Source organism: endosymbiont GvMRE of Glomus versiforme, from assembly GCF_003546845.1.
This window is the reverse complement of record NZ_NWVA01000005.1, coordinates 48,166-63,357: the sequence shown is the minus strand read 5'-3', so window position 1 is coordinate 63,357 and position 15,192 is coordinate 48,166. Positions and strand designations below refer to the sequence as shown.

Genomic DNA, 15,192 nt, shown 5'->3' with positions numbered 1-15,192 from the left:
AAGTAATTAATTATTGTGTTTGCTTTCCTTAAGTAGTTTCATAAAATTAGCCAAAGAATTAGAACTAGTTTGATCAAGATTATCATCAATAATTTCTTGCAATTGGCGAGTTTTTTCTTTCAAAGAACTATTGTCAACAGTTAACTTTTCAAGATTAAATTCTAAATGAGGTTTAGCAGTGTAATAATTATGAAGCAATTGGTATAAATAACGGTATTCAGATTGAGAAAAAAAATAATTTTCTTGTTGAATTATCAATCAATAACGGCGATTTTGGTAACAATAAGCCAATAATTCTTCTTCTTTGCTAATTTCTTTGGTTCTTATTTGTGATTGGTAAGCAAAATAAGTTTCTTTAACTTCTTCTTTATCTCAATTAGCAAAAGCACTAAGTTTTTCGAGTAAAAATTCTTGAATTTTGGGTGAAAAATCCTGAAATAAGTTGGCTATTTTTCGAATGAAACTAGCAATACTTTGAGGATTTTCCCGAATTTCCCACTTTTGGGCAAAATGCTGCAAGATATACATATAAGGGTCTTCTTTTTTTTGACAAATTTGAGTTAGTTCTTTTTTTTTCTGCTGGCAAATTTCGTCCGGGTCCAGAGATAAAGAATGATTAATAACTTCACATTCAATGTCTTGGGCTAAAAGGGCAATTGCTAATTTGATAGTAGCTTGTTTTCCGGCTGAATCACCGTCTAAAAAGAGGACAATTTTCTTTTTCAGTTTTTTGAGTAGAATAAGTTGTTGCTTACTTAAACTAGTTCCCAAAGAAGCTAAGCAATTATTTACTCCTGCTTGAGTTAAACTAATGACATCAAAAAATCCTTCTACCAAATAACAAAAATCTGTTTCTCCCATTTGCTTAACCCGAAAGTAATTATACAAAAAACTCGATTTTTGGTAGTTTTCGTAGTTTGGTAAATGGAGATATTTGTTTTGGCCTGCCTCCCATTCAGCCACTTCAATTTTGCGGCCAGCAAAAGCCATAATTTCTCCTTTTTCATTTTGTAGAGGGATAATTAATTGATTTTCGGTAAAAAAATCAGTAATTCAGCTATTTTCTTTACTTCGCAAAAGGTTAGTTAAAAGTAAATGTTCAGCGTCTTCACTGTTTGCTGAAAACAAATTAGTTAATTGTTGATGATTGATTGAACAGCCAAGCCCAAATTGCTGAATAGTTTCCCTATTAAGTTGTCGTTTTTGTTTTAAATAAGCAAGCGCTTTTTTTCCTGCTATAGAAAATAAATTATGTTGGTAAATTGTCGCCACTAAGGAAAAGAGTTTTTTTTCTTTGCTAATTTCTTCTTGCTCTAACCAATTTTCTTCGGAGCCGACCTGATAGCCTAGTTTTTTAATTTCTTGTTTAGCTTCAATTACGGAAACTTTTTTCATTTGTGCTCATAATTTAAAAATATTTCCGGCCCCAAAGCCGCAGCCGAAACACTTAAAAATTTTTTTTTCGGGCTCAAAAGTGAAAGATGGCGACTTCTCTTGGTGAAAAGGACAAGAGACAAAATAATCTCGTCCTTTTTGGATGAGGGGTAAACGAAGTTCTCTTTTTAATACTTGAAGAATATTCTCTGCTGAAAGAGGGAGCAAATCTTTTTGGTCCATATCGTTTTTTTATGTTCTCTTTTAAATAATTTCGTCAACAGTATCTTTTAATATTATATAACAACAAGAAAAAAGAAAAGAAAATTGAACCTAAAAAAATTTAAGAACTAACAAAATTTTTACTATTTTTCCTATATTATTCATGTATTACTTACTAGTAATACTCATATATTATTATAGATATAGCAAAAAAAAGATTGAAAATTGCTAAAAATAAACATTATGATGAAAACAGAAGGACAAATAAAAGAAACAATTTCATTAACAGCAAGTGAAAAAGAATATCCTTCAATTATTTCTCTCCACTGTGAAAAACACAAAATTACTGCTACGCTTTCAGACGGAAGGATAACTAGCATCCCTACTGCTTGATTTAAGCGTTTACGACAAGCAAGTTTGGAGCAATTACAAAATTATGAGATAGCTTTTGATGGTTATGATATTCACTGACCAGAAATTGATGAAGACATTAGTGTAAAAGCTTTTATTGAAGGATTAAAAAACTAATTGCCAACTATCCATCACGAAAGAGGATATCGTTTTTATTTTAACTCGAATGAAAATAAAGAGCCGGCTCATGTTCATATTAAAGGCAAAGAGGGAAGAATGAAAGTTTGGTTGGCTAGTTTGACCATTGACAAAGTGCGGAATATTCCTGACCATGAACAAACTAAATTATTGGAAATAGTAGAAAGCAAACGGGACAAATTTCTCCAAGCATGAAATAATTTTTTTGAAGAGGATAAAAAGTAGCGTGGGAAAATATAAAGTTGATTTTATTTTTAGACTTTTTTAGGGTCAATATTTTACTAGAAAACTGCTAACTTTTTAATAAAATGTAAAACACATTTACACACTCACGAACATATTAGGGAAAAGCCCACCATTCAAGGGAGAAATAAGAAAAAATCTTCAAAAATCAGCCAAAAAAAAGCCGAAGAAGAATTCCCTCCATTTAAAGAAATGGAGACAGCAAATTTTATTTGAATGTGAATGAAAATATAAATTTGCTGGTGAATTATTGGGGGTCAAATGTGAATATTGTGAAGTAATATGCCGTGAGGCATTATTTTCGGGATAAAATAAGCAAAGGGATATCTTATCCCTTTTAGCTTAATTATATCCTTTAAATCTACTCCCTTGATACTTTTTAAAATTCTCATAACCCCAAAAAATCTTAGTCAAAATTGTTATATTCTTTTACATTCTTCTACAATTTGTGTTTTCCTTTGTAAAAAGGAAAGGGAATTCTTGCGGGCCCTTTTTTCTACTTTTAGTAGAAAGACAAAGGACAGCAAAAAAAATTCCTATAATTAAGCAAGTTGGAAGCAAAAACCTTAAAAAACTGCTCTTGGAGCAAGAAGCTTTAAAATGGCAGGCTGGAAAGTTTTAAAGGCTGTTTTGGGGATTTTAAGGCTTGTTTTTAGATTTTTTAGTAATTATCTACTCAATTAACTAACCGACACCTAGCAACGGTTTTTTCTAAACCGGTTAGTTAATTCAACAAATAATTAACTTTTTAACAAACTTCTTAAAAACTCATTATTATAACAGAAGCAAATCCATAAACGATTTACTTTAGGGCTTGGCTATAAAAATTACAGGAAAGGATTTTTTTGCTTATAAATTGCTATGGTTTTATTATAAATAAGTATTAATCACAGTGCTTTTACTTGATACTGTTAAAACTTTCTTTATTGTGATTAAAACTTTAAAAGGAAAATGGAGCAAAAAGATTTGGGCGAGAAGACCCAGTAAACAAATGCTCGCTATCTATGAAGAAGCGTGAGAAAGTTTAAGTTTATTGGATGCCATTACTAATTGAAAAGACTTTGCTAAAATTCCTGGTCTCAATTTACATCCGCTTCACGGAGACCGCGAAGGACAATGAGCCTTTTGGATTGGTAAAACTAAATATCGAATTTGCTTTATCTGAGGCAAAGATAATCATGCTTACGAAGTGGAAGTAGTAGATTATCATAAAAACTAATTAATTATGACCCAAGCAAAATTTCCCCCAGTTCACCCTGGAAAAACAGTGTGGAGAAAGTTTTTTGAACCATTGAATTTAGACACGGAACAAGCCGCTAATGCTTTAAAAATTCCCCCTTATCAATTCCAAGATTTAGTGGATGGTAAAAGCAAAATTGATTTAGAAATGGCTTATCGCTTGGGACGTTATTTCCAAATTGAGCCGGAAATGTTTTTAAACTTACAGCAAAGGTATGATTTTGAAGTTTGGAAAGATAGACAAGAAAGTGTTGTTAAAAGACAAGTTAAACCACGCTCAGAAATAGGAAAAAGGCAAATTCAGCCTTAATTTATTTATTTTTCCTTGCTTGATATCATTTATTTTCTAGTGCTTTTTCACTTTTGTTTCTGGGGAATTGTCATCAAGCACAAGCACAGCAGAAAAAAGTGGGTTTGTTTTGATAAGCAATATTAGGCAGAGAGGATTATTTTCAACGCCACAAAAACACACAAATTTCCTTCTTTCTCGTGAGCGAGTAATATAGAAAAAAATTTACACAAAACAATTTAAAATCAACCTAATTTAGTTGCTTTTTCAACCAAATCTTTCCTAAAATATCATTAATGGCGACTGATACTGATAAAAAAATAAAAATAATCACTTGATTACTTAACAAAGGCAAAGACAGTAATTTTAATTTTGGCTACCTAGTTGTTGCACCATTTAGTTATCAAAATAAAAAAATTAGTTATTTAGAATTTGACCCCTCTTTACACGAACACTATGAAAAATTTCTTGATAAAGAAAGTAAAAAAGCAATAGTTATTGAAGTAGATGAAAGTAATGTTGAAATAAAAGCATCCTTTGCATGATGGTAAGAATTCTAGGAATTCTGTTAAATATGTTTTGGAATTAAACCAAAAGGCTGGAATCAGTCGTGAAACAGAACTCCCGAGTGAGTTAAAAATTATAGTATTAATCAAAATGTTAATATGACTAAATATAAATTAAAAGATTTTGAAAGTTGATTGAACCGAGCAAACAGCTCAGGAATGACTAAAGAGCATTGAAGTCATTATTTAGGGTGATACAAAGAAAATCCTGAGAAGTGAAAATTAACAATAGAAAAAGGATTGACGTGAAAATTTGATCCCGCTTGAAGAAGTAACAAAAATATTGAATATACGCAATCAGTTGATAATGTTCTTTGAAATACAATTTTAAAATGAAAACACGAAGTAGACTCCAAAAGGTCTAATAGTTTACAAGAATATTTAGATAAGAAATATCCTACCAATGAAATAAAGGGAAATGTGAGAGAAATTAATAGCGAAAAAGTTAACCAAGAAAGGAGAAAAAGAGGTATCAAACTACTAGAAGGAGAAGAATTAGATTTATCAAAGTATAAGAATTTAGAAAAATTTAATGAAAATAATTTAGGAACTCCATTCACTAAACTAATTTTGGGAGAAAAGCCATATTTAAAAGAACTTTGTTGCCCTAATAACCAACTTATTTTTTTGGATACTTCGAATTGTCCAAACCTAGAAATACTCTATTGTTCAAGTAATCAACTAACTACTCTTGATATTTCGGGTTGTGGTGCTTTGAAAAGGCTTAATTGCTCCAATAACCAATTAACTTCTTTGGATGTTAGCAAATGCCCTAAATTAAGTGATTTATACTGCGATGCTGAATTATTTACTGAAAACAAGTTAATTGGTTTAGAAAAAACTTCTATTGTCAGGTTAAACTACCGAAGTGGTAATCAATTACAGAAAAACCAAGCTCATAAGTTTGTTTGAGAATTTTTTATTAAAAAATATAACGCTATCTTTCCCGAAATGAAACTAATAAATTTCAGTGATTTAATTGGGTCAGACGACCAACTTACTTCCGAAATGATCGATGAAAAAATTTTCGCTTGCTGTCTAGAAGTTCAAAATCGTCTCTGCGAGAATAAGGGAGAAGAGTACGAAAAATGCTTAAAGTTGACTGAAGAATTAAAATGTCAAGATAAAACTTCCCAAACTTATGAAGAGAGAAAAGAAAGAGTAGAAAAAGCCTTAAATGGAGATGCTATGCTCTTGGAAAAATTACAAGATTTACCTTATTTAAAAGAAGAATTTCAGTTTCCTAGCATAAAAGTTTTTTGACAAAGAATTAAAACGCTAGAAACTAAATTAACTGCGGAACAAAAAGAAACTAAAAAATTGAGGTCTGAAGTTCAAAAAGAAAGACATAAAAATGAAGAGGAAAAAGCCAAACTAGAACAAAAAATTAAAGATGCAAAATTCCAAGAGCGAGAAAAGCACCTCACCGAAATAAATGATTTACAAAAAAGAGTGAAAGAACTAGAATACAGTTTGAAAATTGGCATTCAAACTTCTGAAAAAACTATCCAAACAGAATTTAGTTGAAACGAAGAATTAAGACAAAGAGATTTGAAAATAGAAAGGTTTCAACAACAATTAAACAAGCAAAACAGATCATCCATTAAAACTATTCCTCAACTAATAATTTCTAATCCAGGAGATGCAAGTTGAGCAAACTTATCGACAGAAACCGGAAATAAACCTTTAAGCCCTTCACAAATTAGAGCCAGAGAAAAGCAAAAAAGGCAGAGTCAGGAGCAAGTAGTTCAGATTCAAACTAGTTTCCCACCGAAAATTTCTAAATAGGAACATAAAAATAATTACTATGACGACCTTACAAGAATATTTAGATGAAAAGTATTTTACTCGGAAAGAAAAAGTTAGAGAGATTGATATTACTAAAATCAACGAAAAAATACATATTAATTATAAACTAGACGGGGGAGAATTAGATTTGAGGGAATATGTGAATGTGGAGCGTGTAAATGTGATAATGGGGCAGTTTGTTAATGAACTTTATCTACATTGTTTAAAATCCCCTTTGACTAAACTAATCTTGGGAGAGTTGCCACAATTGGAGATGCTCCGTTGCCAAAATAATCAACTCACTTCCTTAGATTTGTCAGGTTGTAATAATTTGGAATGAATTTTCTGCTATAATAATCCTCTAGCCAATCTAGAATATCCCCCAAACTGAATTTGAAAAACCTGAACCAAAATCCGAGACGACACCAAACCCCAAATACCAGGACTAGAAAAATTAATTGATATTTCTGACTTAGATAACTGAGTAGGAAATTATGACGAAAGTAAAGTTGGTGATGTTGAGTATCATAAAATTTGTGGTAGCAAAAGTGAATTTATCCTTATTGATTATTATTCTATCAGCAACCTCAGCAAAAAAGTTATTGCTCGCAAATTGATTATCCTTGCTCGTTTACTAAACAGCCGAAGAGTCTTTAGAACTCGAAAATTCAAAGAATATGAGGAAAAAACGAACCAATTAGCCGAAGAGGAAGGAATGTTTTGCTCCATGCGTTCCTGAGAATTTTGAACCAATGAAGAACAACAAGAAGCAGCAGTTAATGAAGCCCTAAATGGAGACATAGAATTATTAAGCAGATTACAAGATTTACCTTATTTAAATCCTAAATTTAATTTTAGCAAAAATCCCCAGCTAGTCCTCAAAGAAATTCTAAACTTGCGGCAACAACTAAAAGCAGTAGAAACTGACCGCGACACAACAATAAATGAAATTGTAGAAACTGGAAAAAAATGACGAGAACAACAATTAAAAGAATTAAGAGAAGAAAAAGATAAAGAGATAACTGAATTAAAAAAACAAGTATCCCAATTAGAAATTCAACAAAAACCACAAACCGAAACTAGAATTGAAAATTTTCTTAGGAAATATTGAACTGATAAAAAATGATAAAAAAGAATATACTAACTTTTCATTTATCAACTCAATAATAAACCTTATTTCTCGCATTTTTTGGTAACTTGGCTCTCTCTCTCTCTCTCTCTCTCTCTCTCTCTCTCTCTCTCTCTCTCTCCGTATTATTCTATAGCATAAAAGTATTAAAAATATAATATAACACAAAAATATGAATGATTATGAAATAATAAAAATAAGAAAAGAAAAATCAAAAAACGGATTTGAAGTTCTTGAATTTGAATTTACAGACAGTGATGGTAATTCCAAAAAGCCCAGTGGAATAATTTTTTTTTCAAATCTAGAAGGAAAATTGCGACAACAAGCAGAAAATGAAGCAGGAAGCAAAGAAAGAGAGAAAATAAAAACAGAAATTGAAAAATTAGACAAAGAAATAGAGAAGAAAGAGTTAGAATTAAATACTCTTAATGAAAAAAATCTCGAAGGACAATTGGAACAAAAACAAGCAGATTTAAAAAAATTAAAAGAACCCAAAAAAGAAAAAGAAGAAAAAAAAGGTTGAAGAAAGAAGATTGCTGCTGTTTCTTCTTTTTCTTTATGGGGAAGTAAAAAAGAGAATAGTGGTGATAATGAGGAAAATATAAAAAATAAAATTGAAAATCTCGAAGCAGAAATTAAAGGAAAAAATGAGCTCAATGATTCGATAAAAAAAGACCAAGAATTAAAAACTCAGTTAAATTCTCAGTATAATGACCTTAGTCCAATAGACATATCATTTTCTCCAAATGAACAGGCTAAATTGGAAATGTTGAAAACTTTTGAAAAAGGAGAAGTTGGTCAAAAATTCAAAATTAGTTTTAAGGGCAGATCTACAAAATTCAATTCTGAGACTAATGCTTTAACGATAGAAGAAATTGAAAAACTTGAAACGATAGAACTGGCTGAATGAGAGAAAAAATTGATAAAATCAACTTTAGTAATTGAAGAAGAGAAAAGAAAATTAAAAGTAGACAAAACTAAGAAGGAAATAAAAGAATTATTAAAAGAAAGAAAAGCAGAAAAAGAGCCTGCTGTTTCCATTGAAGACTTGGATAATAAAGACTTCTGAGAAGGTTGAGAAAAAAGTTTAGAAAAATTAACCATCCCAGAAATCAATAATTTTTATCAAGATGCTAAAACGCAAATTAAAGCAAAGAAAGAAGAATTAAAAATCTTAGCAAAACCACCAAAAATAATAGGAGTTATAAAGTTAAGTAGTGAAGGAAAAAAAACCGTTGAGTCAATAAAAAAAAACCAAATAAAAGTTAAATTTTCATTAAACATAGAAGAAAAAATTAAAGAACTAAAACAGCAAAAATCAAGAGAAAATAATGAAATAAAAAAAGAGTCATTAAAAACACAATTAGATGAATTAGAAAGAGATTTAGAAAACGGAACAAAAGAAAAAGAAGTAGAAAAAGAAATTCAACTTGAACGCGGTTATATCTATTACCAAGTTGATACTAGAATTATTTTAAATTTTAAAGATTATGGAGAAGAGAAAAAGGTAAAAGAGTTAGAGAAAGTTCACTATATAGCTTTACCAGAAGAAAGTAAGTTTGTTAATGAAGAAAACGAAGACTTTATTGATAAACACAAAGAAGAGACAAAACTAAGTTTTAAATTTAGACTAGCAGAATGTAAAGTTGTAAAAAAGATCCCCCCTTGATAAAAGTAATTTTTCTAAGAATTTTTTATTTTTTGAAGAAGTTGGAGATTTAGAGATAAATAAAGTAGATGATTTGGAATCCTTAAAAAGTGACCCTCTCCAAAATGCCCGAGAAGCAGCTATTAAAGCCGTTAAAGACCATTGAGAGAAGCAAGCCGACTCCGATGGTAAAATCAATAATAAACCAATATCGACATTTCTAGGTCCAATTTGGGAAAAAAGAATTAAAAATTCTGGGAACGCCGAAAAAATTAATGAGGAAAGAGATGATTTAATAGAAATGATTGATGATGAAATTAAATTAACCAGCCCAACCATCAACGACACAAATGCTTCGGTAAACAGCAGCACGCCAGCAACTTCATCGTCTGATGATGTTCCACCTCCGCCGCCTCCTCCTCCATCAAAAGGAAATTTACCTCCTCCACCTCCGCCGCCTCCTCCTCCATCAAAAGGAACTCCACTTCCTTCGCCTAATAATTTAAAACCTAAGCTAAAACAACCACCACAGAGAACAGATAATAGCAACAAAAAAGTTAGTGAAGAGAAGTCTTCTCTTTTCAAGGAAATGGCAATAACTTCGCCTTTTGTAGTCGAAAAACTTGATAAAAAAGCAACTGATTCAGAAAGGAAATTAGGATTTAGTCCTAATTCTAACTTTGATTACTTCAAAATTACTAATGCGGAAATAGGAGGAAAAGGAGTAAATTGAGTGGCTTTCAAAAAAAGCCGCGAACTTGAAGATGAAGTTAAGAAATTTTCAGAAGCCAATAAAGGTTCAACAATCGAAATTAACGATATTAGCCCAGAAGTCGAATTTGCCGGTTTAAAAGAACTTTATGATCAAGTTATTGAAGAAATAAACGACTTTTGAAGTTTGAGTGAAGACAAAAAGATTAAAGAGCTAGTAGACAATAAAAAAGGTTTAGAAGCCAATGATAATTTTTTTATAAACAGGGTTAAGTTAGAACTAATAAAAAAAGAAATTAAAAAATTGAGAGATGGTAAATTAAGAGAAAAGAATAATGAAATATTAAAATTACAAATAACAATCAAAAATTATGAAAAAAAATTAGAAAAGTTAAAAGATTCATTAAGCGAAGATGCCGACTTAAACGACAGAATTGACTCCTTGGAAACCAAAATAAGCGAAAATAATAAAAAAATTAAAGATTTAAGAGCCAAAACCATTACTCTAAATGATAACGAAATAGATGGAATTATTTCCTTAAATGAGGAAAAGTTAGCAAAGGCAATACAAATTGCTAGAGAGACAGAACCCAATTCAATTATTTTTAAAAATGAAAGCGAACTGGAAGATAAAGAATTAAAAGCAGCATTAACAAAAGAATTAAAAGAATTTAATAATTTCAATATAGAAAACCTCCAAGAAAAATCTTTTGGCAAAGATTGAAAAGAAGAATTAGGAAAGAAAAATTGGAAAAGTGAAATTGACAATTATAAACAAGAATTAATTGGAAAAATTGACCATTCAAAAAGTGGTAGTTTAACAGAGGATAATAAAAACAGGCTTTATTGTAAAATGTTTCGTAAACAACCCGAACATATTTTATACTTAAATGAGTATAGTTTCAATGTAATTTCAACTAGTTCAAGGAAAAAGAAAAAAAAAATTGATGTTAACACTGAAAAATTAATTACTTCATTAGCCAAACTCATTAGAGAAAGCAGGCTTAATATACAAGAAATGACCAACCAAGGACAAGCAGATGGTTATTGAGGAAGTGATTTTGATTGAAAAAATTGTTTAAGGGGAAACATTAAAATCACTAATGAAAAAACTCAAAAAGTTAACACGATTGAAGACCGACGCACCGCAGCCATTGCCGCAGTGAACCAGCACTGAGATAACAACCAAACGGGCGGACAATTAAACAGCAAAGATAAAGCCGCCATTTTGGGTAACGCTTGAGAAGCGAAAATTAACACTCTCACCGAGCAAGAAACCATTAACACTGAAAAAGTTAATTTAATTGGCTTGATTGACAATGAAAAAGTTTTAGATAACGCTGTTAAAAAAAGAAGATTCTTTTTACTCTTGACTAATTCTCTACTTACTAAATTAACAACTCCGCCTAAAAATAGAGAATTCACACGAGAAGAATTAATTGATTTGTCTAATAAAATTTTAACTTATCAACAAGCATATAAACCTGAACTAAATGAATTTTTAAATATAACTATAACTAATGTTATTGAAAAAATAGCAAATAAATTAGAAAAAAGAGAAGAAACGGTTGAAAGTTCTAGTCTTTTTGAAACTCCTCTATCAATAGACTTAGATATTTACGATAAAGAAGAGACTGTTCATAAATCAATTGAAGAAGGAAGCACTGAACAAACTAGTAGGACAGAACCAAGTGGACCAGAACCGACCCCGCTCGGTGAGGAAGAAATTAACAAAGAAAATTCAAAAACAAATGATGATGCTAGAACTCGGTCTAACTGACAAAACATAGCCATTAAAGCAGTAAACCAGCACTGAATTGACAACGAAACTGATGGACTAAGAGACAAAAACACTGTGCTGGGCGGTAATAACTGGCAAGACGCCTTTAACACTCTCATCACCCAAACCGACATTAACCGTGAACGAGACCGCTTAAAAGGCTCAATCGACAATGAATTGAATAATTGAAAAAGGAACAAAGAAATTGAGTTAGATAGAAAAAAAGCCAAATTTAGTTTCGTATTTGAAAAAGTAAGGAAATTAGGAAAATCTGAGAAAGATAATTTAAAACTTGAAGACGAAAATTTTATAGATGAATTAGAGGAAAGCGATGTATTTGAAGTTAAAGTTATTTATGAGTCAGGAAGAGTTTCCTCAGCTTTTATATCTTTAAAAAGACCAGATGAAGATGGGTGAGATGACGATAATGAGAATTTAATCAAAAATAATAAACTGATAAATGAAGTTCAAGAAGGTAAAAGGTTATTTTTTGCTAGTCAATTTTACCTAGACGAAAGAAAGGAAACAAGAGAAAGTGAAGTTGTAAAGTTTGAAGATAAGATAAAAAATGATGAACAAAATCGTTCTTTGTTTTTTATATATGAAAGTCATGGAACAGTTTTACTTAATTATTGAGAAAACATTTATGATATTTTACTGAATGATATCAATCAAGCAACCGAAAAAGCCATTAATACTTTTGATGACCGGATAAACAAATTAGACTATACAAATTTACCAAAGAGTAAAACTCGCTTAGTTTTAGAAAATGCTTGAAAAAGTCGTCAAGAAGAATTAGTTAAAACCAATGAAGGAAGCTTCACATCTCTTTTACAGTCAAGTCAACAAGAAAATAGTAAAACAATTTCTATAAACAGTGAACCAGAATCAAGCAGTTCAAATTCTTTTACTTCTCCTAGTAGTTCATCAGGCTCTTATGATTGAAAAGACATTAATTCTAACTTTACCACTCAGTCAGCCGAAGCCTGACAAAAAAATGGCTTCACTTATGAACAAACTCGTGATTGAAACAATATTCATGCTTCTAATGACCAAGAACAAGCCATCAAAGAACCTGAATTTTATGCTTATTTGCGCGATGAGATAGTACTATCTCCCGAACAAGTTTTAAATGATAATAGCATTAGTTTAGCTGATTTAAAAGATAAATTTAGAGAATATACTGCTAATGAGAATAATAGATGATTAATGGGTGATGACATAAAAAAAGCCTATGATTCCTTCAAGGAAAACAGAGAATTAAGAAATGTATTTTTATTGGATCCACTTTATTTAGGAGATTTAGCAAGTGGAAATAGTCGAGAGGAGAAAGAACGAAAAATCGATACTTTAATCAACAAAAGATTAAATGAAAATGAGTTAGTTTTTCTTCCTGCCAATAAAGAGAATAATCATTGGTCTTTGTTTGTTTATGAAAAGAGTAAAAAGACTCTTCACTATTATGATTCATATGGTAATTCCAGTTTTCCCTATTTTAAACCTCTTTGTAAAGAAATATTTGCTAAACTGGGCATTTCAGCTGGAGAAATTGAAAATCATCTTAAAGTAGAAAAGATGCCTCAGCAAAATAATGGTTATGATTGTGGAGTTTATGTAATAGCCGCTACCCGTGCTTTGTTAGAAAGATACCGGCAAGATAAAGAATTTAATGATTGAAGTCTAGACGACAAAGAAGACTTTAAATTTTCTATCGAAGAAGAAAGAGAATTATTAAAAACTCAAAATACTTTTAGTAACTTTTCTGATGAGACTAACAAAAACAAAAACAAAGCAAATAAGGGAAATAGAGAAACGGAACAACAAGAAGAACGGGTTAGAGAACAAAACGAAAAAGTCGCAGAAACCAACACTGTTAACGGTTGACGCAACGCAGCCATTGCCGCTGTAAACCGGCACTGAGATGACAACAAAACGGGTGAAGAAGTGAACGGCCGAAACAAAGCCGACGTTCTGGGTAACACTTGAGAAAACACTATTCGGGCTTTAACCACCGAAAACACTATTAACGCTCAACGGGAACACCTAAAAGGCTTAATCGATGATGAAAAACTTTTAGAAGAGGGTGCAACAGAAGGAATGGCTGGAGATTTCTTTGCTTGAACTGAAGCCGAAGCTGAACAGGACGAAAAGAAACGAAAAATTGCCCTTAAAATCCTGTCAATGGCTAGACTCCGTTGATGAAAGACTGCTATTGCGGCGGTGAATACTTACTGAATTGCTAATCAAAACAATAATCACATTAATGGTCAAACATTAATTGAAATCTTGGGTGTTAATTGGCAAAACAGAATTCAAACTAAAACTACTGCAACTGAGATTAATCAAGAACGTAATCATTTAATTGATTTGTTGAATAGAGCAAAGATGAACGAAATTTCTCGTCAGGAAGCTGAAAGACTAGCCCGAGAAGCAACAGAGAAAGAAAAACAAACAGCCGAACGGTTAAACAGAGAAAAAGCCGAGCAGGAAACCCGTAAAAAACAAGAACAAGAAGAAAAAGATAGACATGAAAAAGAATTAGCACAACGCGAGCAAACCTATGATGATTTATTAAAAGAAATTGAACTTAGTGATAACCCTGAAAAAGTTTCCTTAGACCAGTTAAATTATCAAGATTTGCGTGATGGTCGCACACGGGAAAAACTAGAAACTGCCAAAAGAAATCGCCAAGCAAAGTTAGAAAACGAAAAATTAGCCAGGGAAGAAGCACAGAAAGAATACTATGAGAAAATTAGCGACTTGCAGGAAACAGCAGTTAAACAAATTGAAACTGAATGGAAAAACAAGAAAATCAATGGTAAATCTCTAGACCAAATAATTCCAACTGATTGACAAGAAAGAATTCTCTTTGAAACTGATGAAGAAGAAATTAATAGATTGTTAGAATTTTACTTAAAAGCTATCGTTAAGGAAGAAGAAAAAATTCCCGAAACACAAAATCAAGAAGTTTCCGGAGATGACTTAGAAAAAGTTAAAAAAGAAGCACAGAATATTCTTGAAAAACCAGTTGAAGAAGAATTAAAAACTAAAATCAACGAACTAAATAATTTGGCTAATTCAAATAAACAAGAATGGATAAAACAAGAAAAAGAAAATGAACAACTGCTTCTCACCATGGTTTGCGAATTAATCAAGAAAAGCCCTTCTTTAACCCAAAGCAAACAAGTTTCCAAGGAATTTATTCAAAAACTTTGTCAACGAAATAATTTAAAATTACCTGATGATAATTGAAAAGAATTAGAACAAATAACTTTACAACAAGAAGTAGTCGCTTACACACAAAAAATGCAAAGCCTTATTCTTAATAAACAAATTGAAGAAACAAAAGCATCATCTACTTCTCACTTAGAAAAAAGCAATCATGCGTTTATATGAGGAGGGCTAGGAATCGCTGCTTTAGGAGGAATTATTGCTATTTCTGTAATAAAAATAAAAAATTATAAAAAAGTTAGTTAAAAGCCTTATTTCTTTTTTAACCTATAGCTGGGAAGCAAAGAACACTCAAAGAACGGAACAACTTTTTCTTATAAAATAGCCCGAATGAGGCTGTGTAACTGAGAAAAATGTTCAACTTGTCATTCGGAATCAGAATTAGAGATATTTTAAAAACCCAATAACCAAAATAATTTCATT

Annotated in this window: 10 protein-coding genes; 9 read left to right on the top strand and 1 reads right to left on the bottom strand. The window is 31.1% G+C overall.

Annotated features, from left to right (window positions below; translation table 4 throughout):
* Nucleotides 1–6 precede the first annotated feature (6 nt).
* Entirely contained in the window at nt 7–1,617 is a 1,611-nt protein-coding gene (locus GvMRE_RS08940) for a toprim domain-containing protein (RefSeq protein WP_147410855.1), read from the bottom strand.
* 222 nt (nt 1,618–1,839) lie between these two features.
* Between GvMRE_RS08940 and GvMRE_RS08935 the strand changes: the two genes are divergently transcribed.
* From GvMRE_RS08935 to GvMRE_RS08895, 9 genes are all read left to right on the top strand, one after another.
* Complete coding sequence (locus GvMRE_RS08935; RefSeq protein WP_147410854.1) at nt 1,840–2,124, top strand: DUF2442 domain-containing protein; 285 nt, start codon at nt 1,840–1,842, stop codon at nt 2,122–2,124.
* Nucleotides 2,125–2,370 (top strand): DUF4160 domain-containing protein, encoded by a 246-nt coding sequence (locus GvMRE_RS08930; protein ID WP_147410853.1) that lies wholly within the window; start codon nt 2,125–2,127, stop codon nt 2,368–2,370.
* Nucleotides 2,371–3,316: 946 nt separating this feature from the next.
* Nucleotides 3,317–3,607 (top strand): type II toxin-antitoxin system RelE/ParE family toxin, encoded by a 291-nt coding sequence (locus GvMRE_RS08925; protein WP_147410852.1) that lies wholly within the window; start codon nt 3,317–3,319, stop codon nt 3,605–3,607.
* Between the two features lie 6 nt (nt 3,608–3,613).
* Nucleotides 3,614–3,937, top strand: coding sequence for a HigA family addiction module antitoxin (locus GvMRE_RS08920; protein ID WP_147410851.1), 324 nt, complete (start codon nt 3,614–3,616; stop codon nt 3,935–3,937).
* Between the two features lie 275 nt (nt 3,938–4,212).
* Nucleotides 4,213–4,467 carry a hypothetical protein gene (locus GvMRE_RS08915; RefSeq protein WP_147410850.1) on the top strand — a complete coding sequence of 85 codons (255 nt, stop codon included), beginning with the start codon at nt 4,213–4,215 and terminating at the stop codon, nt 4,465–4,467.
* Between the two features lie 114 nt (nt 4,468–4,581).
* A complete protein-coding gene (locus tag GvMRE_RS08910; protein WP_147410849.1) occupies nt 4,582–6,270 on the top strand; it encodes a leucine-rich repeat domain-containing protein in 1,689 nt (562 codons plus the stop codon).
* 19 nt (nt 6,271–6,289) lie between these two features.
* Nucleotides 6,290–7,399: a hypothetical protein gene (locus tag GvMRE_RS08905; protein WP_147410848.1), complete on the top strand. Its 1,110-nt coding sequence runs from the start codon at nt 6,290–6,292 to the stop codon at nt 7,397–7,399.
* A gap of 172 nt (nt 7,400–7,571) precedes the next feature.
* The gene (locus tag GvMRE_RS08900) at nt 7,572–9,071 is read left to right on the top strand and encodes a hypothetical protein (protein ID WP_147410847.1); all 1,500 of its coding nucleotides are present in this window, start codon (nt 7,572–7,574) and stop codon (nt 9,069–9,071) included.
* Between the two features lie 70 nt (nt 9,072–9,141).
* Nucleotides 9,142–15,015, top strand: coding sequence for a Ulp1 family isopeptidase (locus tag GvMRE_RS08895; protein ID WP_147410846.1), 5,874 nt, complete (start codon nt 9,142–9,144; stop codon nt 15,013–15,015).
* Nucleotides 15,016–15,192 lie beyond the last annotated feature (177 nt).